Source organism: Streptomyces pratensis (genome assembly GCF_016804005.1).
Taxonomy (GTDB): domain Bacteria; phylum Actinomycetota; class Actinomycetes; order Streptomycetales; family Streptomycetaceae; genus Streptomyces; species Streptomyces pratensis_A.
In genome coordinates this window covers 686,205-708,662 of sequence record NZ_CP051486.1, presented here as the reverse complement: position 1 = coordinate 708,662, position 22,458 = coordinate 686,205, and the positions used below count along the sequence as shown (strand labels likewise).

Sequence of the window (22,458 nt, the reverse complement as noted above, 5' to 3'; positions counted from 1 at the left end):
TCAGACCGCCCTCATCAGCAGGGTCGCGGCGATGAGTACCGCCGCACCGCCGAACATCGAGACCGCGTAGGAGCGGGCATAGCCGTTCTGCAGCTTGCGCAGCCGGCCGGAGAGCCCGCCCATCGAGGCGGCCGTGCCGTTGACGACCCCGTCGACCAGGGTGTGGTCGACGTAGACCAGCGAGCGGGTGAGGTGTTCGCCGCCGCGGACCAGGACCACGTGGTTGAAGTCGTCCTGGAGGAGGTCCCGGCGGGCCGCCCTGGTGAGCAGGGAGCCGCGCGGGGCGACGGCGGGCACCGGCCTGCGTCCGTACATCGCCCAGGCGATCGCGACACCGATGACGAGCACCACCATGGTGGCGGCGGTGACGGTGGCCGCGCTGACCGGGGCGTGTCCGTGGTCGTGCCCGGTGACGGGCTCCAGCCAGTGCATGAAGCGGTCTCCGATGGAGAAGAAGCCGCCGGCGAAGACCGACCCGAAGGCCAGCACGATCATCGGGATCGTCATGGACTTCGGCGACTCGTGCGGATGCGGCTCGTGGCCCTCGGCGTCCGGCTGCCAGCGCTTCTCGCCGAAGAACGTCAGCAGCATCACGCGCGTCATGTAGAACGCGGTGATCGCGGCGCCGAGCAGGGTGACGGAGCCGAGGATCCAGCCCTCCGTGCCGCCCTTGGCGAAGGCCGCCTCGATGATCATGTCCTTGGAGAAGAAGCCTGACAGGCCCGGGAAGCCGATGATCGCGAGATAGCCGAGGCCGAAGGTCACGAAGGTGACCGGCATGAACTTCCGCAGGCCGCCGTACTTCCGCATGTCGACCTCGTCGTTCATGCCGTGCATGACCGAACCCGCGCCGAGGAAGAGTCCGGCCTTGAAGAAGCCGTGCGTGACCAGGTGCATGATCGCGAAGACGTAGCCGATGGGGCCGAGGCCGGCGGCAAGGATCATGTAGCCGATCTGCGACATCGTCGAACCTGCGAGGGCCTTCTTGATGTCGTCCTTGGCGCAACCGACGATCGCACCGAAGAGAAGTGTGACGGCTCCGACGACCACGACGACCAGCTGGGCGTCCGGCGCCCCGTTGAAGATCGCTCCGGAACGGACGATGAGGTAGACGCCCGCGGTCACCATGGTGGCGGCGTGGATCAGGGCCGAGACCGGGGTCGGGCCCTCCATCGCGTCACCGAGCCAGGACTGCAGCGGCACCTGTGCCGACTTGCCGCAGGCGGCGAGCAGCAGCATCAGTCCGATCGCGGTGAGCTTGCCCTCGCTCGTGTCCCCCGTCGCTTCGAGCACCGGCCCGAAGGCGAACGTACCGAAGGTGGTGAACATCAGCATGATCGCGATGGACAGGCCCATGTCGCCGACCCGGTTGACCAGGAAGGCCTTCTTGGCGGCGGTGGCCGCGCTGGGCTTGTGCTGCCAGAAACCGATGAGCAGGTACGACGCCAGCCCGACGCCCTCCCACCCGACGTACAGAAGCAGGTAGTTGTCAGCGATGACCAGGATGAGCATCGCGGCGAGGAACAGGTTCAGATAGCCGAAGAAGCGGCGGCGCCGCTCGTCGTGCTCCATGTAGCCGATGGAGTAGATGTGGATCAGCGTGCCCACACCCGTGATCAGCAGGACGAAGGTCATCGACAACTGGTCGAGCTGGAAGGCCACGTCGGCCTGGAACCCCTCGACGGGGATCCAGCTGTACAGATGCTGGTGCAGGGCGCGGTCCTCGGCGCCCCTGCCCAGCATGTCGGTGAACAGCACGACACCGATGACGAACGACGCGGCGGCGAGCGCCGTGCCGATCCAGTGTCCGGCCCGGTCGAGCCGGCGGCCGCCGCAGAGCAGGACCGCAGCTCCGAGCAGGGGCGCCGCGACCAGCAGCGCAATCAGGTTTTCCACGATTCCGACCCCTTACAGCTTCATCAGGCTGGCGTCGTCGACCGAGGCCGAGTGGCGGGAGCGGAACAGCGACACGATGATCGCGAGCCCGATGACGACCTCCGCGGCGGCGACGACCATCGTGAAGAACGCGATGATCTGGCCGTCGAGGTTGCCGTGCATCCGGGAGAACGCGACGAGCGCGAGGTTGCAGGCGTTGAGCATCAGCTCGATGCACATGAACACCACGATCGCGTTCCGCCTGATCAGCACGCCGGAGGCGCCGATCGTGAACAAAAGGGCCGCGAGGTAGAGGTAGTTGACCGGATTCACTTGGCGACCTCCTCCTCTTCTCCCGCGTGGTCACGGGCTGGTCCGCCGTTGCGGCCGAGCCGCTCCCCGGAGCGCTGTTCCAGCGCCTTGAGGTCGGCGAGCGACTCGCTGGACACGTCACGGATCTGGCCGCGCCGGCGCAGCGTCTGCATGACGGTGAGCTCGGACGGGGTGCCGTCCGGGAGCAGGCCCGCGATGTCCACGGCGTTGTGCCTGGCGTAGACACCCGGAGCCGGCAGCGGAGGCAGATGGCTGCTGCGCACCCGCTCCTCGGAGAGCTCGCGCTGTGTCTTGGCGCGTTCGGTGCGCTCGCGGTGCGTGAGCAGCATCGCGCCGACCGTCGCGGTGATCAGCAGGGCGCCGGTGATCTCGAACGCGAACACGTACTTGGTGAAGATGAGGTTGGCGAGGCCCTCGACGTTTCCGCCGTGCCGGGCGTTCGCCGCTCCCAGTCCGTTGAAGGTCTGCAGGGACGCCTGCCCGATGCCGGCGATCAGCAGGATGCCGAAGCCGAGACCGCAGGCGGCCGCCAGCCAGCGCTGGCCCTTGAGCGTCTCCTTCAGAGAGTCCGCCGCCGTGACGCCGACGAGCATGACCACGAAGAGGAACAGCATCATGATCGCGCCGGTGTAGACGACGACCTGGACGATGCCCAGGAAGTAGGCGCCGTTGGCGAGGTAGAAGACCGCCAGCACGATCATCGTGCCGGCGAGCGACAGTGCGCTGTGCACCGCTTTCTTCATGAGGACGGTGGCGAGCGCGCCGACGACGGCGACGGTGCCGAGGATCCAGAACTGGACCGCCTCGCCCGTCGAGGTGGCGGTGGCCGCTGCGGCCAGGGCGGCGGTCATACGTCCACCTCCTTGTCCGCTTCTCCCTTGGAGACGGCTGCCTGACGCTCCGTGCCGGGAGCCGCCTCGGTCACCAGCCCCCGGTAGTAGTCCTGTTCGTCCATGCCGGGGTAGATCGCGTGCGGGCTGTCGACCATGCCGTCCTCGAGCCCCGCGAGCAGCTCGTCCTTGGTGTAGATGAGGCTCTCTCGGGTGGTGTTGGCGAGCTCGAACTGGTTGGTCATGGTCAGTGCCCGGGTGGGGCACGCCTCGATGCAGAGCCCGCAGAGAATGCAGCGCGCGTAGTTGATCTGGTAGACGCGGCCGTAGCGCTCGCCCGGGGAGTAGCGCTCCTCGTCCGTGTTGTCCGCGCCCTCGACGTAGATGGCGTCCGCCGGACACGCCCAGGCGCAGAGCTCGCAGCCGACGCACTTCTCCAGCCCGTCCGGGTGGCGGTTGAGCTGGTGCCGGCCGTGGAAGCGCGGCGCCGTCACCTTCTTCGTCTCCGGGTACTGCTCGGTCAGCCGCTTCTTGAACATGGCCTTGAAGGTCACGCCGAAGCCGGCCACAGGATTCTGGAACTTCTCCCCTGAGGGTTCTGATGACTCAGACACCGTCGGCCTCCCTTCCGTCACTCGAACTTCCGGAACCCACCTGATCGTCACTCCGAGTATCCGGCCCGCCACTGACAACGAGCTCCCGCTCGCGTCGCGGTGTGCGACGCGGGACCGGTGGCAGGGCCTGGCCGGGCAGCGGCGGCACGGGGAATCCGCCCGCCATCGGGTCGAACGCCGGCTCCGGTCCGGCCGCCTCCTCGGCGGCCTTGGCCTTCCGGTCCCGGAAGACGTCGGCGACGAAGGAGATCAGCAGGACCGCGATCACGGCTCCGGCGACGTACAGCAGGATCTTGGAGTAGTCGTAGCCCTCGTTGTTCAGCGCCCTGACGGTGGCGACCAGCATCAGCCAGACCACCGAGACCGGGATCAGGACCTTCCAGCCGAGCTTCATCAGCTGGTCGTAGCGGACACGGGGCAGCGTGCCGCGCAGCCAGATGAAGAAGAAGAGGAGCAGCTGCACCTTGATGACGAACCAGAGCATCGGCCACCAGCCCTGGTTCGCGCCCTCCCAGAAGGTGCTGATCGGGTACGGAGCCCGCCAGCCGCCCAGGAACAGGGTCACGGAGACCGCGGAGACGGTGACCATGTTGACGTACTCGGCGAGCATGAACATCGCGAACTTGATCGACGAGTACTCGGTGTTGAAGCCGCCGACCAGGTCACCCTCGGACTCGGGCATGTCGAACGGGGCGCGGTTGGTCTCACCGACCATCGTGATCACGTAGATGATGAACGAGACCGGGAGCAGGAGGATGAACCAGCGGTCCTGCTGCGCCGCCACGATCTCCGAGGTCGACATCGAACCGGAGTAGAGGAACACCGAGGCGAACGCGGCGCCCATCGCGATCTCGTAGCTGATCATCTGGGCGCAGGAACGCAGACCGCCGAGCAGGGGGTACGTCGACCCCGAGGACCAGCCGGCGAGCACGATGCCGTAGATGCCGACGGAGGCCACCGCGAGGATGTACAGCATCGCGATCGGCAGGTCCGTCAGCTGCATCGTCGTGGGGTGGCCGAAGATCGAGACCTTGTTGTCGGACGGGCCGAACGGGATCACGGCGATCGCCATGAACGCGGGTGCGGCGGCCACGATCGGGGCCAGGATGTAGACGACCTTGTCGGCCCGCTTGACGACGACGTCTTCCTTCAGCATCAGCTTGATGCCGTCGGCGAGCGACTGGAGCATGCCCCAGGGGCCGTGCCGGTTGGGGCCGATGCGCAGTTGCATCCAGGCGACGACCTTGCGCTCCCACACGATGGAGAACAGCACGGTCACCATCAGGAACGCGAAGCAGAACACCGCTTTGACGACGACGAGCCACCAGGGGTCCGTGCCGAACATCGAGAGGTCCTCGGCTGCGAGGACGGTGCCGTGCGGTGCCGCGGCGAGCCGATCGAGGCCGGTCACTCTCCTACCTCCGTTGTCACGACGTGCGAGCCCGGGGCGGCCGGGCCGATCCGGACCAGTCCGCCCGGCCGGGCGCCGGTGTCGGCGGGGACACCCCGGCCGACGGAGTTGAGCGGCACCCACACCACCCGGTCCGGCATCTCCGTCACCGCCAGCGGGAGTTCGGTGGTCCCGGCGGGCCCGGTGACGGCCAGCAGATCGCCGTCCTTCACCCCGGACTCGGCGGCGGTGACCGGGGAGAGCCGGGCGACGGCCGCGTGCCTCGTACCCGCCAGCGCCTCGTCGCCCTCCTGGAGCCGGCCCCGGTCGAGCAGCATCCGGTGGCCCGCGAGGACCGCCTCGCCGTCACCGGGCCTGGGCACCGGGCGTGACGTCGCCCGAGGATCGTCGGCGTGACCGCCCTGCCAGCCGCCGAGGCGGTCCAGCTCGCGGCGGGCCGCCTTCAGGTCGGGCAGTGCGAGGCGTACGTCGAGGGCGTCGGCCAGCATGTGCAGCACCCGCGCGTCGGTCGGGCAGAGCGTCCTCGGCAGCTGCTCGGGCTTCAGCGCCGCCTCGAACATCCGGGCCCTGCCCTCCCAGTTGAGGAAGGTTCCGGGCTTCTCCGCGACGGCCGCGACGGGAAGGACCACGTCCGCGCGTTCGGTGACCGCGCCGGGCCGCAGCTCCAGCGAGACCAGGAAGCCGACCTCGTCCAGTGCGCGCAGCGCTCCGGCCGGGTCGGGCAGGTCCTCGGGATCGACCCCGGCCACCAGCAGCGCGCCCAGCTCTCCGGTGGCGGCGGCCTCGACGATCTGCCCGGTGTCACGGCCGAAGCGGGCCGGGAGTTCGGCGACGCCCCAGACGGACGCCACCTCCTCCCGGGCCCGGGGGTCCGTCGCGGGACGGCCGCCGGGCAGCAGCGACGGGAGCGCGCCCGCCTCCAGCGCGCCGCGTTCGCCGGCCCGGCGCGGGATCCACACCAGTGCGGCGCCGGTCGCCGCGGCGGTGCGCACGGCGGCGGTCAGCCCGCCGGGCACCGCGGCGAGCCGCTCGCCCACCACGATCACGGCGCCCTCGCCGCGCAGTGCCTCGGCCGCGGCGGCGCCTTCGGCCTCCAGGCCGACCCCGCCCGCGAGGGCGTCCAGCCATTCGGTCTCGGTGCCGGGCGCGGCGGGAAGCAGCGTGCCGCCCGCCTTCTCCAGGCCCCGGCTGGCGTGCGAGGCGAGTGCGAACGTCCGCTGCCCGTGCTTGCGATGGGCCTTGCGCAGCCGCAGGAAGACGCCGGGCGCCTCCTCCTCGGACTCGAAGCCGGCCAGCAGGACGGCCGGGGCCTTCTCCAGAGCGGTGTACGTGACTCCGCTGCCGTCCAGGTCCCGTCCCCGCCCGGCCACGCGGGCGGCCAGGAAGTCGGCCTCCTCACCGCTGTGGACCCGGGCCCGGAAGTCGATGTCGTTGGTGTCGAGGGCGACCCGCGCGAACTTGCTGTAGGCGTAGGCGTCCTCGACGGTCAGCCGGCCTCCGGTGAGCACCCCGGTCCGACCGCGGGAAGCCGAGAGTCCGGCCGCCGCAGCCTCCAGCGCCTCGGGCCAGCTCGCCGGTTCCAGCACGCCGTCCGCGTTGCGCACGAGCGGGGTGGTGAGCCGGTCGCGCTGCTGTGCGTAGCGGAAGCCGAAGCGGCCCTTGTCGCAGAGCCATTCCTCGTTGACCTCGGGGTCGTTGGCGGCGAGCCGCCGCATGACCTTGCCGCGCCGGTGGTCGGTCCGGGTCGCGCAGCCGCCGGCGCAGTGTTCGCACACGGAGGGCGTCGACACCAGGTCGAAGGGCCTGGAGCGGAAGCGGTACGCCGCCGAGGTCAGGGCCCCGACCGGGCAGATCTGGATGGTGTTGCCGGAGAAGTACGACTCGAAGGGGTCGCCCTCGCCGGTACCGACCTGCTGGAGCGCACCGCGCTCGATCAGCTCGATCATGGGGTCGCCCGCCACCTGGTTGGAGAACCGGGTGCAGCGTGCGCAGAGCACGCACCGCTCGCGGTCCAGCAGCACCTGGGTGGAGATGGGGACGGGCTTCTCGAAGGTGCGCTTCTTCCCGTCGAACCGGGAGTCGGCCCCTCCGTGTGACATCGCCTGGTTCTGCAGGGGGCACTCGCCGCCCTTGTCGCAGACCGGGCAGTCCAGCGGGTGGTTGATGAGCAGGAGCTCCATCACCCCCTTCTGGGCCTTCTCCGCGACGGGCGAGGTGATCTGCGACTTCACGACCATGCCGTCGGTGCACGTGATGGTGCAGGAGGCCATCGGCTTGCGCTGGCCCTCGACCTCGACGATGCACTGGCGGCAGGCGCCGGCCGGGTCGAGGAGCGGGTGGTCGCAGAAGCGCGGGATCTCGATGCCGAGGAGTTCGGCGGCACGGATGACGAGGGTGCCCTTGGGCACGCTGATCTCGATGCCGTCGATCGTGAGCGTGACGAGGTCCTCGGGCGGAACGGCCGCCTCGCCGCCCCCGGAGGGCGCACTCGTGGTGACTGTCATGCGTTCACCCCCCGGTGAGCGTTCTTGTCGTCTTTGTCGTCGGCCCAGAGGGTCGACCTGGCCGGATCGAAGGGGCAGCCCCTGCCGGTGATGTGCTGCTCGTACTCCTCGCGGAAGTACTTCAGTGAGGAGAAGATCGGCGAGGCGGCGCCGTCGCCGAGGGCGCAGAACGACTTGCCGTTGATGTTGTCGGCGATGTCGTTGAGCTTGTCGAGGTCGGCCATCTGCCCCTTGCCGGCCTCGATGTCCCGGAGCAGCTGGACGAGCCAGTAGGTGCCCTCGCGGCACGGCGTGCACTTGCCGCAGGACTCATGGGCGTAGAACTCGGTCCAGCGGGTGACGGCCCGCACCACGCAGGTGGTCTCGTCGAAGCACTGCAGCGCCTTGGTGCCCAGCATGGATCCGGCGGCGCCCACCCCCTCGTAGTCCAGGGGGACGTCGAGGTGCTCCTCGGTGAACATCGGGGTGGAGGAGCCGCCCGGGGTCCAGAACTTCAGGCGGTGCCCTTCCCTGATGCCGCCGCTCATGTCGAGCAGCTGGCGCAGGGTGATGCCGAGCGGGGCCTCGTACTGGCCGGGGCTGGTGACGTGTCCGCTGAGCGAGTACAGCGTGAAGCCCGGGGACTTCTCGCTGCCCATCGACTTGAACCAGTCCTTGCCCTTGTTCAGGATCGCGGGAACCGAGGCGATGGACTCGACGTTGTTCACGACGGTGGGGCAGGCGTACAGACCGGCGACGGCGGGGAAGGGGGGACGCAGCCGGGGCTGGCCGCGCCGTCCTTCGAGCGAGTCGAGGAGTGCGGTCTCCTCTCCGCAGATGTAGGCGCCCGCGCCCGCGTGGACGGTGAGCTCCAGGTCGAGCCCCGAGCCGAGGACGTTCGTCCCCAGGTAGCCCGCCTCGTAGGCCTCGCGCACCGCCTCGTGCAGCCGCCGCAGCACGGGGACGACCTCGCCGCGCAGATAGATGAAGGCGTGCGAGGAGCGGATCGCGTAGCAGGCGATCACGATTCCTTCGATGAGGCTGTGCGGATTCGCGAAGAGGAGCGGGATGTCCTTGCAGGTCCCGGGCTCCGACTCGTCGGCGTTGACCACGAGGTAGTGCGGCTTGCCGTCGCCCTGCGGGATGAACTGCCACTTCATCCCGGTGGGGAAGCCCGCGCCTCCGCGCCCGCGCAGACCGGAGTCCTTGACGTACGCGATGAGGTCGTCGGGCGACATGGCCAGGGCCTTGCGCAGCCCCTCGTATCCGTCGTGGCGGTGGTAGGTGTCCAGCGTCCAGGACTCCGGCTCGTCCCAGAAGGAGGAGAGGACCGGTGCCAGGAGCTTCTCCGGGCTCGTTCCGTTCTGGTCGATCTCGGCTGCCAAGGTCATCACTCCCCCTCCTCGGCGGCGGGCCCTGCCGGGTGCTCCGGGTCGGAGGCCGACGTCTTCTGCGGTGCGTCGTGCGAGCTGAGGTGCTCGGCGCCCTTCTGCGGCTGCGCGTCCTGTGGGGTCTCGCCCCTCGGTGCGACCACGCGCGCGTGCGGCCCGGCCTCGCCCTTGGCCAGCTTCAGGCCGACCAGGGACGCGGCGCCCGCGCCGCCGCTCGCCTCGACGGCGCCCGGGCGCCGGTCGGGGAAGCCGGCCAGGATCCGGGCCGTGTCCTTGTACGTGCACAGAGGCGCGCCCCGGGTGGGCTCCACGGTCCGGCCTGCGATCAGGTCGTCGACGAGCTGCGTGGCGCTCTCGGGCGTCTGGTTGTCGAAGAACTCCCAGTTGACCATCACGACGGGCGCGAAGTCGCAGGCCGCGTTGCACTCGATGTGTTCGAGGGTGACCTTGCCGTCCTCGGTCGTCTCGTCGTTGCCGACGCCCAGGTGGTCCTTGAGCCGGTCGAAGATGGCGTCGCCGCCCATGACCGCGCACAGGGTGTTGGTACAGACCCCGACCTGGTAGTCACCGCTCGGCCGGCGCCGGTACATCGTGTAGAAGGTGGCGACCGCGGTGACCTCGGCGGTGGTGAGGCCGAGCTGGTCGGCGCAGAACGCCATGCCCGTACGGGAGACGTACCCCTCCTCGGACTGCACCAGGTGCAGCAGCGGCAGCAGCGCGGAGCGGCTGCCGGGGTAGCGGGCGATCACCTCCTTCGCGTCCGCTTCGAGCCGGGTGAGCACCTCGGCCGGGTAGGCGGGGGCGGGGAGCTGCGGCATCCCCAGACTGACTTCTTGATTGGATGCGGTCACCGGTCGACGCCTCCCATCACGGGGTCGATGGACGCGACGGCGACGATGACGTCGGCGACCTGGCCGCCCTCGCACATCGCCGCCATGGCCTGGAGATTGGTGAAGGACGGGTCACGGAAGTGGACCCGGAAGGGGCGCGTGCCGCCGTCCGAGACGACGTGCACGCCGAGTTCGCCCTTGGGCGACTCCAGGGCGGTGTACGCCTGCCCGGCCGGGACCCGGAAGCCCTCGGTCACCAGCTTGAAGTGGTGGATCAGGGCCTCCATGGAGGTGCCCATGATCTTCTTGATGTGGTCGAGCGAGTTGCCGAGTCCGTCGGGTCCCAGCGCGAGCTGCGCGGGCCAGGCGATCTTCTTGTCGGCGACCATGACCGGGCCCGGCTCCAGCCGCTCCAGGCACTGCTCGACGATCCTGAGCGACTGGCGCATCTCCTCGAGACGGATGAGGAAGCGCCCGTACGCGTCGCAGGTGTCCGCGGTGGGGACGTCGAAGTCGTAGGTCTCGTAGCCGCAGTAGGGATCGGTCTTGCGCAGGTCGTGCGGGAGTCCCGCGGACCTGAGGACCGGGCCGGTGGCGCCGAGCGCCATGCAACCGGTCAGGTCGAGGTATCCGACGTCCTGCATGCGGGCCTTGAAGATGGGGTTGCCGGTCGCGAGCTTGTCGTACTCCGGCAGGTTCTTCTTCATGGTCCTGACGAACTCGCGGAGCTGGTCGATCGCGCCCATGGGCAGGTCCTGGGCGAGACCGCCGGGCCGGATGAACGCGTGGTTCATCCGCAGGCCGGTGATCAGCTCGAAGAGATCGAGAACGAGTTCACGATCGCGGAAGCCGTAGATCATGATCGTCGTGGCGCCGAGCTCCATGCCGCCGGTGGCGATGCAGACCAGGTGCGAGGAGATCCGGTTGAGCTCCATGAGGAGCACCCGCAGGACGGTGGCCCGGTCGGGGACCTGGTCCTCGATGCCGAGGAGCTTCTCGACCCCGAGGCAGTACGCCGCCTCGTTGAAGAACGGGGTCAGGTAATCCATGCGCGTGACGAAGGTGGTGCCCTGGGTCCAGTTCCGGAATTCGAGGTTCTTCTCGATGCCGGTGTGGAGGTAGCCGATGCCGCAGCGGGCCTCGGTGACGGTCTCGCCGTCGATCTCCAGGATCAGACGCAGCACGCCGTGAGTGGAAGGGTGCTGGGGACCCATGTTGACGATGATGCGTTCGTCGTCCGACTTGGCGGCGGACTCGACGACCTCGTCCCAGTCGCCGCCGGTGACTGTATATACGGTCCCCTCGGTCGTGGCCCTGGCATCGGAGAGGTGGGTCGCGGAGGGACCCGACGAGGTGTGGGAGTGGGAAGTGGTCATCAGCTGTACGACCTCCGCTGGTCCGGAGCCGGGATCTGGGCGCCCTTGTACTCGACGGCGATGCCGCCGAGCGGGTAGTCCTTGCGCTGCGGGAAGCCCTGCCAGTCGTCCGGCATCATGATCCGGGTCAGGGCGGGGTGCCCGTCGAAGATCAGTCCGAAGAAGTCGTAGGTCTCGCGCTCGTGCCAGTCGTTGGTCGGATAGACCTCGACGAGGGACGGGACGTGCGGATCACTGTCGGGGGCGGACACCTCGATGCGGATCAGCCGTCCGTGGGTGAGCGAGCGCAGGTGGTGGACCGCGTGCAGCTCGCGTCCCTTGTCCCCCGGATAGTGGACTCCGCTGACGCCCGTACAGAGCTCGAAGCGCAGGGCCGGGTCGTCGCGCAGGGTGCGGGCGACCTGGACCAGGTGCTCGCGGGCGATGTGGAAGGTGAGTTCGTTCCGGTCGACGACCGTCTTCTCGATGGCGTTGTCGGGGAGCAGGCCCTGTTCCTCCAGGGCCCCCTCCAGCTCGTCCGCCACCTCGTCGAACCAGCCGCCGTAAGGCCGGGACGAGGCGCCCGGCATGGCCACGGTGCGGACGAGTCCGCCGTAGCCGGAGGTGTCACCGCCGTTGTCGGCACCGAACATGCCCTTGCGTACGCCGATGATCTCGCCGGAGTCGTCCCGCGGGGTGGGCACCTGGCCGCTGTTCGTGTTCTGTTCGTCGCTCACCGCAGCAGCCCCTTCATCTCGATCAGGGGGAGTGCCTTGAGGGCCGCCTCCTCCGCCTCGCGGGCGGCCTCCTCCGCGTTGACCCCGAGCTTGGAGCCCTGGATCTTCTGGTGGAGCTTGAGGATGGCGTCGATCAGCATCTCGGGACGCGGCGGGCATCCCGGCAGATAGATGTCGACCGGGACAATATGATCAACACCCTGAACAATGGCGTAATTGTTGAACATTCCACCCGATGACGCGCAAACCCCCATGGAGATGACCCACTTGGGGCTCGGCATCTGGTCGTAGACCTGCCGCAGGACGGGCGCCATCTTCTGGCTCACCCGCCCTGCGACGATCATCAGATCCGCCTGCCGCGGCGATCCGCGGAAGACCTCCATCCCGAAACGGGCCAGGTCGTACCGCCCCGCGCCTGTCGTCATCATCTCGATGGCGCAGCAGGCGAGGCCGAAGGTGGCGGGGAAGACGGACGACTTCCGTACCCAGCCGGCGGCCTGCTCGACAGTGGTCAGTACGAAGCCGCTCGGCAGCTTCTCTTCGAGTCCCATGGTGTGCCCCTCAGCCCCTCAGTCCCATTCCAGGCCGCCCCGGCGCCACACATACGCGTAGGCGACGAAGACGGTGAGCACGAAGAGCAGCATCTCCACGAGCCCGAAGATCCCCAGGGCGTCGAAGGAGACCGCCCAGGGATAGAGGAAGACGATCTCGATGTCGAAGACGATGAACAGCATCGCCGTCAGGTAGTACTTGATGGGGAAACGGCCGCCTCCGGCAGGAGTGGGGGTGGGTTCGATACCGCACTCGTACGCTTCGAGCTTTGCTCGGTTGTACCGCTTCGGGCCGATAAGCGTGGCCATGACCACGGAGAAGATCGCAAACCCTGCCCCGAGGGCGCCGAGCACGAGGATGGGCGCGTAGGCATTCACGCTCCTCGCTCCTTCCAGTCGTCCTTGACCGTTGGACCGCATCGGGCGACCGGCTCGCCACCTCACCAAGATCGTGCACATGTGAGGCAGTTCACAAGCCCGACTGCCCCGCATCCTATGCCTGCCGTCCTGTGATCTGCGACACGGGGTACGTCACCGTCTTTGTGATCTCCACCACCTCCCGAACGATCATGAAGTCGGATGAGCGGTGATCTACGTACGCGAAGCGGCCGAGCGGTTACGAGACGTGACATTTGGCTGCGTTATTGCTGGTCAAAGCTGTGGATCACTATCAATGGTAGGCACCTACAAGCAAATTGGCGATGGACGTCGATGGGGTGATATAGGCGCCGGTCACAGTTCACCCCCACCCGGAAGGGGGGCGGCCCGGATACAGGTGGACGGTGGCCATGCGCATTCGTTCACTAACTCTCCGCGCGCGATGCCGGAACGGAAGGGGGAGGAGACGTATGCGCACGCCCCCGGGGCGGACGGGGCGCCGGCAGGAGTCGGGCGGCACCCCCCTCCCCCCGCGCCGCGCCCCGGCCCACAGCCGAAGCCCGCCGGGGAGATGGAGAGATCGGGAGCAAGGGGGTCGGAGTCGCGACCGGAGACCGACCGTCGCCACCGGACCGTCATCACGACCGGACGACCGGACAGGACCGGAACGGACAGAACGGAGCGGAAGGTGGCGGAACGTAGCGGAACGCGACGGACGGAACAGAACGGAAGGAACCGGCTCCACGCGGAACAGGCGCCGACCCCCGGGCCGACTCGCGACCGCCCGGCGTCACGAACCGGCCTCCGCCACGGCCGGCGGACACCGAACCGGAACCGGCGCCGAAGCGGCTCCTGCGCCGGAGCCGAACCGGCGCTGCGGCCGAACCCGTATCGCGACCGCGCCGGGCGGATGATCGGACGAGGCACCCGGGAGCCCGAAGGCTGGCCGTCACCGAGATCCAACCCTCGGCAGTCCACCGAAAGAGCCCGACTCAAACCGGACATGACTCACCAATAGGTCGCACCGCAGCGAAGATCGAGTAACCCCCGGACCCGAATCCGGGCGCGGGCGCACGGTTGCCGCTCATAGGAGACTCATACTGTGACCTGCATCACTCCACGAGCACGCCAAGAAAAGCGGGCTTGGCCAACCGTGTGAACGGATGGTAAGCGACGGGCAATTCGGGCGTATTGAAAGAACGCCGTGATCACAGCGGTGCGATCACGTGACCGTTTTGCCCGTTAGGGCGTCAATAGGGGCCCCGAATAAGCGGATTCACGGATTCCGAACGTAACTGTGTCGCAACACACGTTTCTTGATGGGACCCCTACAGCCCTGATAGCGCTAGTACCCATGTCCCACACCGCTCACATACCCAGCCACCGGAAGCCCCGCCAGAGCGCCTCGAAGACGGCGCTGCGGGCAGGAGTTGCCGGTGGCGTCCTCAGCACCATCGCGGTCGCCGGTGCCGCCGGACCGGCTCAGGCCGAGCCGGTCACCCAGACCATCGAGATGCCCACCATCACGGCAGGGCTCTCCACCTCCGTCGCTGCGTCCGCGCAGGCGACCCAGGCGGTCGCTCTCGACCTCGAGACGCAGGCGCATGAGGACGCGGCGGCCGAAACCGCGGCCAAGACCGCCAAGAAGGCCAAGGCCGAGGCCGTCCGCAAGGCAGAGGCCAAGAAGAAGGCCGAAGCAGCCGCCAAGGCGAAGGCGGAGGCCGCCGAGCGTGCTTCCCGCACCGCCGAGCGCACGACGCTCAGCGCGTCCTCCGGTTCCTCCAGTTCCTCCGGCTCCTCCTCGTCCTCCCCCTCCTCGTCGTCGAGCGCCACCGGGTCCGCCGCGGCCGTCATCGCGTTCGCGCAGTCCCAGGTCGGCGACGCGTACGTCTCCGGCGGCACCGGCCCGAACTCGTGGGACTGCTCGGGTCTGGTCCAGGCCGCCTTCGGCTCGGTGGGCGTCGACCTGCCGCGCGTCTCGCAGAGCCAGTCGACCGCCGGGACCCAGGTCTCGCTCGACAACCTCCAGCCCGGCGACATCCTGTACTGGGGCGGTGCGGGCAGCGCCTACCACGTCGGGATCTACGTGGGCGGCGGTCAGTTCGTCGGTGCGCAGAACTCCAGCACCGGCGTCGTGCAGAAGTCCCTGGACTACGACCCGCCGTCGGGCGCCGTCCGCGTTCTCTGATTCACAAGCTCCGCACGCCTGAGCACGATCGCGGGCCGTCACTCCCTCGTCCGGGAGCGACGGCCCGTCATCGTGCTGTCGGCGCGTCCGCTCCCAGCGGGGCGTCCGCCGGCCGGCGCTGGCCCGGCACGCTTCCCCGTTCGCGCTCTGCCCTGTCACGGCGCAGGAGCACGACGCCCGCCGCGCACGCGAGGGCGGCCAGCACGAATCCGTAGGGCGGAGTCGAGCCCGAGGGCTGTGTCTCGTATACGAGCGAGGCCGACAGCACGGTGACCGCGCCCAGGGCCCGGCCGCCGTTCGCGGTGGCGGCGAGCACCGCCGTCGCCCACAGCAGGTACCACGGCTGCACCATCGGCGAGAGCGCGACCAGGACCAGCAGCGCGACGCCCAGGGCGTGAACGGGTTCCGTACGCCCCGTCGTCGCGTGCCACGCCAGGCGGGCGATCAGCACCAGGGCGACCAGGAGCCCCAGGTTCTGCACGGCGGACTTGACGGGATCGGGGTCGGTCCCGGCCAGCAGCCGCAGGAGTTCGCCCAGGCCCAGGCCGAGGTCGCTGCTGATCGACAGCGCGGTGTGGATGCGGCCCGCGACGCCCTGGGTCCCGAGCCAGCCGAAGCCGGTGCCGCCGAGGAACGTCACGCCGACGACGACCGCCCCGGCGACCAGCCCGGGCGCCAGCAGCCCCTTCGCCACCCGCCGGACGACCGGCCCGCTCGCGGCCCGGCCCACCACGACGCCGACGAACAGCAGCGCGACCGCCGCGGGCGACTTCACCATCATGGCGAGCCCGATGGCCGCCGACCCGGTGATCCACCTCCCCCGGAGTGCGAGGAGCACGCCGGCGAGCATGAGCCCGGTCATCAGTCCGTCGTTGTGGACGCCGCCGACGACATGGATGAGCAGCAGCGGATTCAGCGCCCCGAGCCACAGCGCGGCGCTCTCGCTGCGGCCGTGCTCCCGCGCGAGACCGCGCAGGGCCCACACGATCAGCACCAGTGCGGCCAGGGCGATGAGGCGCATGCCCAGCACGGCGGGCACGATCGTGCCGCCGGTCGCCCAGGCCACGCCGCGCGCGAGAACGAGGAAGAACGGTCCGTACGGGGCCGGGGTGTCGGTCCAGTGCCCGCCGACGCTGGCCGCGGCGTCGCCGCCCGGCCCGCCGGGGTCGAGGACGGACGGCCCCACGCTGTAGACGTCGTGTCCTTCGAGGACCATCGCGCCCTGCGCGATGTAGCTGTAGACGTCGGCGCTGTAGAGCGGGGGTGCGAGGACGAGCGGGGCCGTCCACCACGCGAGGGTGACGAGGGTGTCGCGTACGGAGGCTCCTGTCCTCCCGTACAGCCACCAGGCGACGACGAGGACCGTAAGCCCGCCGTACGCCAGTCCGTAGCCCGCTGCGGTCACCGCGGTCCCGTGGGGGACCCACAGTCCCCACGGGTCGTGGGCGGGGAGCGTGCCGACCGCCCAGCCTCCCAGTGCGACCGCCACCGATCCGGCCGCGCCGAGTCGTCGGCAGCCGCCGGTGGTCCATGCCCCTGTTGCCCCCATGGCCCGAACCTATCGCAGTGCGGACCACCGGGGCGGAGGGCCCGGGTCACCCCGGGCCCGTCGGCTCAGGCCTTCGGGGCGACCTTCGAGAGGCCGTTGATGATGCGGTCCATCGCGTCGCCGCCCGTCGGGTCGGTGAGGTTCGCGAGCATCTTCAGCGTGAACTTCATCAGCACCGGGTGGGTCAGGCCGCGCTGCGTGGCGATCTTCATGACCTTCGGGTTCCCGATCATCTTCACGAAGGCGCGGCCCAGCGTGTAGTAGCCGCCGTAGGTGTCCTTGAGGATCTTCGGGTAGTGGTGCAGGGCCAGTTCCCGCTGGGCCGGGGTGGAGCGGGCGTGCGCCTGGACGATGACGTCCGCGGCGATCTGGCCCGACTCCATGGCGTACGCGATGCCTTCGCCGTTGAACGGGTTGACGAGCCCGCCCGCGTCACCGACGAGCAGCAGGCCCTTGGTGTAGTGCGGCTGGCGGTTGAAGGCCATCGGGAGCGCGGCGCCACGGATCGGCATCGTCATGTTCTCGGGGGTGTAACCCCAGTCCTCCGGCATGGATGCGCACCAGGCCTTGAGCACCTCACGCCAGTCGAGCTCCTTGAAGGCCGACGAGGAGTTCAGGATGCCGAGGCCGACGTTGGACGTGCCGTCGCCCATGCCGAAGATCCAGCCGTAGCCGGGCAGCAGACGGTCCTCGGCACCACGGCGGTCCCACAGCTCCAGCCAGGACTCCAGGTAGTCGTCGTCGTGGCGGGGCGAGGTGAAGTACGTACGGACCGCGACGCCCATCGGGCGGTCCTCGCGGCGGTGGAGGCCCATGTTGAGGGAGAGCCGGGTGGAGTTGCCGTCGGCGGCGACGACGAGCGGGGCGTGGAAGGTGACCGGGGTCTTCTCCTCGCCGAGCTTCGCGTGGACGCCGGTGATGCGGCCGGTGCGTTCGTCCTTGACCGGCTCACCGACGTTGCAGCGCTCGTACAGCCGCGCGCCGGCCTTCTGCGCCTGCCGGGCCAGCTGCTCGTCGAAGTCGTCGCGCTTGCGGACCAGTCCGTAGTCCGGGTACGAGGCCAGGTCCGGCCAGTCGAGCTGGAGGCGGACGCCGCCGCCGATGATGCGGAGGCCCTTGTTGCGCAGCCAGCCGGCCTCTTCGGAGATGTCGATGCCCATGGAGACGAGCTGCTTGGTGGCGCGCGGGGTGAGACCGTCGCCGCAGACCTTCTCACGCGGGAAGGCCGTCTTCTCCAGGAGGAGGACGTCGAGTCCGGCCTTCGCGAGGTAGTACGCGGTCGTGGAGCCGGCTGGGCCCGCTCCCACGACGATCACGTCCGCGCTGTGTTCGGAGAGGGGCTCGGTCACGGTCGGATCTCCCGAAGACTCGAATTCGCGTGCCGCGCGGCACATGTCGCGTGCAGTCTATGGGTGCCTGCTGATCAACCTTCCGAAGGGCTCCCCGATGCCGCACGTGCCTGACTCGACTCCGTCCGTACATCTGCGCGTCCCCACCGACGAGGACGCCCTGGCCTGGCACCGGGTGTTCGCCGATCCGGAGGTGATGGAGTTCCACGGCGGCCGCCCGGCGGAGTACTCCGTGTACGAGGAGCTGACCGCCCGCCAGCGCCGCCACGACGCCGAGCTCGGCCACTGCCTGTGGACGGTGCTGGACGACGCCGGCGCGGTGCTCGGCTTCACCGGCGCCCAGCCGTGGCCGCACGAGTCGTTCGGCCCGGTGGGCGAGGTCGAGATCGGCTGGCGGCTCGGCCGGGCGGCGTGGGGACACGGCTACGCGACCGCGGCCGCCCGGACCACGCTTGAGCGGGTGAGGGCTCTCGGGGTGCGGGAGGTCGTGGCGATGATCAACACGCGGAACGCCCGCTCCGTGGCGGTGGCCGTACGTCTCGGCATGCGTCAGGCCGAGACGTACGTCAGCCCGGTGTCGAAGCAGGAGGCGTTCTGTTTCCGGCTGGAGCTCTGAGCCTCCGCGGGGTCAGTCGCGCACGCCCCGGTGGAGTGCCACGACTCCACCGGTGAGGTTGCGCCAGGCCACGTTCGACCAGCCGGCCTTCTGCAGCAGCGTCGCGAGGCCGGCCTGGTCGGGCCAGGCGCGGATCGACTCGGCGAGGTAGACGTACGCGTCCGGGTTGGAAGACACCGCACGCGCCACGGGCGGCAGGGCGCGCATCAGGTACTCGGTGTAGACGGTCCGGAAGGGCGTCCACGTCGGCTGGGAGAATTCGCAGATCACCACGCGCCCGCCGGGCTTGGTGACCCGGTACAGCTCGCTCAGCGCGGCGCCGGTGTCCTGGATGTTGCGCAGCCCGAAGGAGATCGTGACCGCGTCGAAGGTCTCGTCCTTGAAGGGGAGCCTGGTGCCGTCACCCGCGGTGAAGGGCATCCACGGGTGGCGCTGCTTGCCGACCCGGAGCATCCCGATCGAGAAGTCGCACGGCACCACGTAGGCGCCGGCCCGGGCGAACGGCTGCGAGGAGGTGGCCGTGCCCGCTGCCAGGTCGAGGATCTTCTGGGCCGGCCGGGCGTCGACGGCCCGGGCGACCTCCCTGCGCCAGAGCCGCGCCTGCCCGAGGGACAGCACGTCGTTGGTGAGGTCGTAGTTCGCCGCCACGTCGTCGAACATCGAGGCGACTTCGTGCGGCTGCTTGTCCAGGGATGCTCGGGTCACCCTCCCATTCAAGCAGCCCCGCCCCCGGTCTCTCGCGGCGGCGTGGAACGGCTTCAACCTTTCGGCGCCGGCAGCACTCATAGAAGGGTGTGACCGACCGGAACAGGGAGAGGGGGGCGGATGTCCGTCCTGCGTGGCCGGCACTCCACCGGCCCGAGCGATGTCGAGATGAGTTTCGAGGACTTCGCCCGGGCGAGCCAGCACCGCCTCTACCGCACGGCGTATCTGCTCTGCGGTGACCAGGAGAGCGCCCGTGACCTGACCCAGACCGCCCTCGCGAAGATCTTCCAGCACTGGCGGCGGGTGAGCGCGGCCGACCACCCCGAGGCGTATGCGCGCACGGTGCTCACGCGTACGTATCTCGCGGAGCGCAGGCGGCGGCTGCGCGATCTTCTGGCGCACACCCCGATCGCCGTGCCCAGGGCCGCCGTCGGTCCCGACCTGACGGTGACGCTGCTGGCAGCCCTTGCCGAACTCCCGCCCCGGGCACGGGCGATGGTGGTCCTCCGCTACTGGGAGGACCTCAGCGTGGAGTCGGTCGCCGAGCAGCTCAGGTGCAGCGAGTCCACCGTCAAGAGCCAGTGTTCACGGTCCCTGGCCCGACTGCGGGAGCGGCTGGGACCTGCCCATGTCTACACCACACCGAACTGAGGAGCTTGAGTGATGGACGAGGACTCGTCGCTGGTCAGGGACGTCATGGTGCGTACGACGGACGGGCTGGGCCCGCTCCCCGACCTGGTGCCCGGCGCTGTGACCCGGGGCAGGCGGCGCCGGGCGAGGGCCCGGCTGGTGGTCACGGCGGGCGCCTTCGGGGCGGTCACGCTGGTGACGCTCGGTACGGCGGCCCTCGCGGGCCTCGGCCCCGGCTCGGACACCGTGCGGTTCGATACGGGCGTGGCGGCGGCGCCGTACCGTACGCCCGTCCATGTGGCGCCCACCGGCGGGCCGGAGGAGGAGGGCAGCCTGACCGGCCTGCCGGCGGACGAGCGGCGGCGGCTGGAGGACTTCCAGCAGCGCGCGGCCGTGGCACTCGACGAGGCGCTGCCGGACGAGGTCGGGATGATCCGGCCGCTCGACTCCTCCGTGGCGCTCTACCAGGGCGAGCGGGACGGAAACGTCTTCCTGGTGAACTTCACGGTCCGCCCGCTCGACGGCCAGGCCGCCAGAGCCTGCCGGAGCATCCCCGCGAAACGGTTGACCTGCGAGAAGCGGCAGCTCACCGAGACGGTCGAGGCGAGCCTCCGGGTCGCCGCCGTCAACTCCCCGGACACCACGTCCACTTCGATCTCCTTCGATTTCGGGAACAGCACCGCCCTGATCGACGTCTCACCGGACGAGGGGAAAGGGGTTTCCGCGCCCGTGACCGCCCGGCAGCTCCTGGACGGAGTACGCGAGAGCGGACTGCTGGACGTCGTGCGGTACGCGGACGAGCACCCGGTGCTCGAGAAGCAGGTCAGCGTCCGGGGCGGATGATCCATCCGCCCCGGACGGCCATGACGAGACGATGGACACACCAGAGCATGCACACGGACGAGAACGATCGGGCACGGAGCGCCGCCGGCCGCCGCAGGGGGGCCGGGGCGCCGGCGCCGGGAGCACGGCCCTCTCGCGCACAGGCCCGGAAGCGCTCCATGGCCCGCCGAAGACGGGTGCGGCGAAGGCGTACCGTCTTCGCCGGCGCGGTGGTCGCGGCGGTGGCCGCCGCCGCGTTCCTCTACGTCGCCCCGCCGTGGCAGGACGACGGCGCCGCGGTCGCGGCCGACCGGGAGGAGACCCGGGCCACCCCGTCGTCCGCCCCGGCCTCTCCGAAGGCGTCGGCGCCGCCGGAGCGGTCTGCGAGCCCCAAGGCGTCGAAGCCCCCCGCGGCCTCACCGGGCGCCGAGGAGTCCGTGGACGAGGAACCCGTGGATCCGGACTCCGTACCGGAATCCGGTTCCGGCACCTTCACGGTCGCGCGCCAGGACTCCGGGGCCGAAGGCGGCGGCAGCCGCTACCGGGTCGAGGTGGAGGAGGGAATCGGCGTGGACCCGGAGAGCGCCGCCGAGGACATCGCCGGGATACTCGCCGACCCACGGGGCTGGAGCAGGAACGGAAGCCGCACCTTCCGCCAGGTCGACGACGGATCGGCCGGGCTGGTGATCCGGATAGGGACGCCGAAGACCACCGACCGCCTCTGCGGGCAGTACGGACTCGACACCAGGGGCGAGGTGAACTGCCGGGGCGGGATGAACGTGATGGTCAATCTCGCCCGCTGGCAGCTGGGTTCACCGACCTTCGACGGCCCGGCGTCCGAATACCGCGCCCTGATCATCAATCACGAGGTGGGCCACTGGCTGGGCCACGGCCACGAGACCTGCCCCGGCCCCGGAAAACCGGCCCCGGCCATGATGCAGCAGATCAAGGGGCTGAAGGGCTGCAAGTCCAACGCCTGGCCGTACGACGAGAACGGCCGCTACCTGGGCGGCCCGTCGGTGCCGTGAGGCCTCGTGGCCGCGGGCGCCCGCCCCGGACGTGACCGGGGGGGTGCCCCGGGGCCGTGGTCTCCACCCCAGGGCACGACCGGACGCTCCCCCGAGGCCGCAGCCGCACCCCAGGACACGACCGGGACGGTCCTCACCGCCGCCGGTACACCAGCCGTCCGCCGAGGACCGTGGCCACGCATGCCGCCGCGCCCGTCGCGCACAGCGCCGCTTCGTCCGGCAGGTCGAAGACGGCGAGGTCCGCGCGGCCGCCCACGCCGAGCGGGCCGTGCGCGGATCCCGCCAGGTCACGCCCCCTGGTGAAGGGGTCCAGGCCCGGTTCGCCGGCCGGGGCCCCGGCGGGCGGGACCACCGTCAGGCCCGCGCGGCCCACGGCGGTGCGCACCGCCGGATCGGCGAACCCGCCGGCGACGTGGGTGGTGCCGTGTCGCAGCATGCGCTGCAGCCCTCGGCGTACGCTGCCCGCCCGGCGGGGCTCGTCCATCCGTGCGGCCAGCCGCTCGAAATCCGCCCCGGTCAGGGGCTGTTCGCCGAGCTCGTCCGCCTCGCGCGGGTCGGGGTGGTACCAGCGGGTCAGCAGCGGGACCCCGTCCCACTGGCGCAGCCCGGGGGTGAGGACGCCCGGCCACTGCCGGACCCGGGCCGTCGGGTGCGCGGCCGTCACCTCGTCGTACGGGCCGAGAGCGACGACCCGGTCGCCGTCGACGGCGACGGCGCCCCCCTCGATGCCTGCCGCACCGACCGGAAGGACCAGCGGCGCGGCGTGAACGGTCAGCACGGGCG

21 protein-coding genes are annotated in these 22,458 nt (G+C 70.0%); 5 read left to right on the top strand and 16 right to left on the bottom strand.

All coding sequences use genetic code 11. From position 1 onward, the window contains the following. The 12 genes from nuoL to HED23_RS03055 are packed head-to-tail and all read right to left on the bottom strand — an operon-like array spanning position 1 to position 12,788. Complete coding sequence (gene nuoL / locus HED23_RS03110) at positions 1-1,896, bottom strand: NADH-quinone oxidoreductase subunit L (protein ID WP_203181910.1); 1,896 nt, start codon at positions 1,894-1,896, stop codon at positions 1-3. A 12-nt stretch (positions 1,897-1,908) separates the two neighbouring features. After that, complete coding sequence (gene nuoK, locus HED23_RS03105) at positions 1,909-2,208, bottom strand: NADH-quinone oxidoreductase subunit NuoK (protein ID WP_033297526.1); 300 nt, start codon at positions 2,206-2,208, stop codon at positions 1,909-1,911. Then, on the bottom strand, positions 2,205-3,059 hold the full coding sequence (locus tag HED23_RS03100; RefSeq protein WP_203181909.1) for an NADH-quinone oxidoreductase subunit J: 855 nt from the start codon (positions 3,057-3,059) through the stop codon (positions 2,205-2,207). Before HED23_RS03100 ends, nuoK begins: the two co-directional genes overlap by 4 nt. Next, positions 3,056-3,652 (bottom strand): NADH-quinone oxidoreductase subunit NuoI, encoded by a 597-nt coding sequence (nuoI, locus tag HED23_RS03095; protein ID WP_203181908.1) that lies wholly within the window; start codon positions 3,650-3,652, stop codon positions 3,056-3,058. The genes HED23_RS03100 and nuoI overlap by 4 nt, the downstream gene beginning before the upstream one ends. Beyond that, entirely contained in the window at positions 3,645-5,063 is a 1,419-nt protein-coding gene (gene nuoH, locus HED23_RS03090) for an NADH-quinone oxidoreductase subunit NuoH (RefSeq protein WP_203181907.1), read from the bottom strand. Before nuoH ends, nuoI begins: the two co-directional genes overlap by 8 nt. Continuing rightward, positions 5,060-7,567, bottom strand: coding sequence for an NADH-quinone oxidoreductase subunit G (locus HED23_RS03085; protein ID WP_203181906.1), 2,508 nt, complete (start codon positions 7,565-7,567; stop codon positions 5,060-5,062). Before HED23_RS03085 ends, nuoH begins: the two co-directional genes overlap by 4 nt. Next, positions 7,564-8,940, bottom strand: coding sequence for an NADH-quinone oxidoreductase subunit NuoF (gene nuoF, locus HED23_RS03080; RefSeq protein ID WP_203181905.1), 1,377 nt, complete (start codon positions 8,938-8,940; stop codon positions 7,564-7,566). The genes HED23_RS03085 and nuoF overlap by 4 nt, the downstream gene beginning before the upstream one ends. Next, positions 8,937-9,755: an NADH-quinone oxidoreductase subunit NuoE gene (gene nuoE / locus HED23_RS03075; RefSeq protein ID WP_203181904.1), complete on the bottom strand. Its 819-nt coding sequence runs from the start codon at positions 9,753-9,755 to the stop codon at positions 8,937-8,939. The genes nuoF and nuoE overlap by 4 nt, the downstream gene beginning before the upstream one ends. Positions 9,756-9,784: 29 nt before the next feature. Beyond that, positions 9,785-11,143, bottom strand: a complete 1,359-nt coding sequence (locus HED23_RS03070; RefSeq protein ID WP_203181903.1) for an NADH-quinone oxidoreductase subunit D — start codon at positions 11,141-11,143, stop codon at positions 9,785-9,787. Beyond that, entirely contained in the window at positions 11,143-11,859 is a 717-nt protein-coding gene (locus HED23_RS03065; RefSeq protein WP_203181902.1) for an NADH-quinone oxidoreductase subunit C, read from the bottom strand. The genes HED23_RS03070 and HED23_RS03065 overlap by 1 nt, the downstream gene beginning before the upstream one ends. After that, positions 11,856-12,410 (bottom strand): NuoB/complex I 20 kDa subunit family protein, encoded by a 555-nt coding sequence (locus HED23_RS03060; protein WP_014154689.1) that lies wholly within the window; start codon positions 12,408-12,410, stop codon positions 11,856-11,858. The genes HED23_RS03065 and HED23_RS03060 overlap by 4 nt, the downstream gene beginning before the upstream one ends. Before the next feature lie 18 nt (positions 12,411-12,428). Continuing rightward, positions 12,429-12,788 carry an NADH-quinone oxidoreductase subunit A gene (locus HED23_RS03055; RefSeq protein ID WP_003967084.1) on the bottom strand — a complete coding sequence of 120 codons (360 nt, stop codon included), beginning with the start codon at positions 12,786-12,788 and terminating at the stop codon, positions 12,429-12,431. A 1,354-nt stretch (positions 12,789-14,142) separates the two neighbouring features. Between HED23_RS03055 and HED23_RS03050 the strand changes: the two genes are divergently transcribed. After that, on the top strand, positions 14,143-14,976 hold the full coding sequence (locus tag HED23_RS03050; protein ID WP_203181901.1) for a C40 family peptidase: 834 nt from the start codon (positions 14,143-14,145) through the stop codon (positions 14,974-14,976). A 67-nt stretch (positions 14,977-15,043) separates the two neighbouring features. Here HED23_RS03050 and mptB read toward each other — a convergent pair whose 3' ends face one another. Both mptB and HED23_RS03040 read right to left on the bottom strand, forming a co-directional pair. Continuing rightward, positions 15,044-16,525: a polyprenol phosphomannose-dependent alpha 1,6 mannosyltransferase MptB gene (gene mptB, locus HED23_RS03045; RefSeq protein ID WP_203181900.1), complete on the bottom strand. Its 1,482-nt coding sequence runs from the start codon at positions 16,523-16,525 to the stop codon at positions 15,044-15,046. A 65-nt stretch (positions 16,526-16,590) separates the two neighbouring features. Further along, complete coding sequence (locus tag HED23_RS03040; RefSeq protein ID WP_203181899.1) at positions 16,591-17,874, bottom strand: geranylgeranyl reductase family protein; 1,284 nt, start codon at positions 17,872-17,874, stop codon at positions 16,591-16,593. A 97-nt stretch (positions 17,875-17,971) separates the two neighbouring features. Between HED23_RS03040 and HED23_RS03035 the strand changes: the two genes are divergently transcribed. Beyond that, complete coding sequence (locus tag HED23_RS03035) at positions 17,972-18,490, top strand: GNAT family N-acetyltransferase (protein ID WP_203181898.1); 519 nt, start codon at positions 17,972-17,974, stop codon at positions 18,488-18,490. Positions 18,491-18,502: 12 nt separating this feature from the next. Here the strand turns inward: HED23_RS03035 and HED23_RS03030 are convergent, their stop codons facing one another. Further along, positions 18,503-19,195, bottom strand: coding sequence for a demethylmenaquinone methyltransferase (locus HED23_RS03030; protein ID WP_203181897.1), 693 nt, complete (start codon positions 19,193-19,195; stop codon positions 18,503-18,505). 120 nt (positions 19,196-19,315) lie between these two features. On the opposite strand from HED23_RS03030, the gene HED23_RS03025 reads away from it, so the two are divergent. The 3 genes from HED23_RS03025 to HED23_RS03015 all read left to right on the top strand — a co-directional run bounded on the left by HED23_RS03025 (position 19,316) and on the right by HED23_RS03015 (position 21,675). Further along, positions 19,316-19,846 (top strand): SigE family RNA polymerase sigma factor, encoded by a 531-nt coding sequence (locus HED23_RS03025; RefSeq protein ID WP_203181896.1) that lies wholly within the window; start codon positions 19,316-19,318, stop codon positions 19,844-19,846. 12 nt (positions 19,847-19,858) lie between these two features. Continuing rightward, complete coding sequence (locus HED23_RS03020) at positions 19,859-20,668, top strand: hypothetical protein (protein ID WP_203181895.1); 810 nt, start codon at positions 19,859-19,861, stop codon at positions 20,666-20,668. Between the two features lie 158 nt (positions 20,669-20,826). Continuing rightward, a complete protein-coding gene (locus HED23_RS03015; RefSeq protein WP_238441825.1) occupies positions 20,827-21,675 on the top strand; it encodes a DUF3152 domain-containing protein in 849 nt (282 codons plus the stop codon). Positions 21,676-21,808: 133 nt separating this feature from the next. On the opposite strand, the gene HED23_RS03010 is transcribed toward HED23_RS03015, so the two are convergent. After that, the gene (locus HED23_RS03010) at positions 21,809-22,453 is read right to left on the bottom strand and encodes an imidazolonepropionase-like domain-containing protein (protein ID WP_203181893.1); all 645 of its coding nucleotides are present in this window, start codon (positions 22,451-22,453) and stop codon (positions 21,809-21,811) included. Positions 22,454-22,458: the final 5 nt, after the last annotated feature.

Bases quoted from the DNA above. Each gene is read 5' to 3' on its own strand.
- HED23_RS03100 (WP_203181909.1), bottom strand. From the start codon at position 3,059: ATGACCGCCGCCCTGGCCGCAGCGGCCACCGCCACCTCGACGGGCGAG.
- HED23_RS03085 (WP_203181906.1), bottom strand. From the start codon at position 7,567: ATGACAGTCACCACGAGTGCGCCCTCCGGGGGCGGCGAGGCGGCCGTT.
- nuoE (WP_203181904.1), bottom strand. From the start codon at position 9,755: ATGCCGCAGCTCCCCGCCCCCGCCTACCCGGCCGAGGTGCTCACCCGG.
- HED23_RS03070 (WP_203181903.1), bottom strand. From the start codon at position 11,143: ATGACCACTTCCCACTCCCACACCTCGTCGGGTCCCTCCGCGACCCAC.
- HED23_RS03060 (WP_014154689.1), bottom strand. From the start codon at position 12,410: ATGGGACTCGAAGAGAAGCTGCCGAGCGGCTTCGTACTGACCACTGTC.
- HED23_RS03050 (WP_203181901.1), top strand. From the start codon at position 14,143: ATGTCCCACACCGCTCACATACCCAGCCACCGGAAGCCCCGCCAGAGC.
- mptB (WP_203181900.1), bottom strand. From the start codon at position 16,525: ATGGGGGCAACAGGGGCATGGACCACCGGCGGCTGCCGACGACTCGGC.
- HED23_RS03035 (WP_203181898.1), top strand. From the start codon at position 17,972: ATGCCGCACGTGCCTGACTCGACTCCGTCCGTACATCTGCGCGTCCCC.
- HED23_RS03025 (WP_203181896.1), top strand. From the start codon at position 19,316: ATGTCCGTCCTGCGTGGCCGGCACTCCACCGGCCCGAGCGATGTCGAG.
- HED23_RS03020 (WP_203181895.1), top strand. From the start codon at position 19,859: ATGGACGAGGACTCGTCGCTGGTCAGGGACGTCATGGTGCGTACGACG.
- HED23_RS03015 (WP_238441825.1), top strand. From the start codon at position 20,827: ATGGCCCGCCGAAGACGGGTGCGGCGAAGGCGTACCGTCTTCGCCGGC.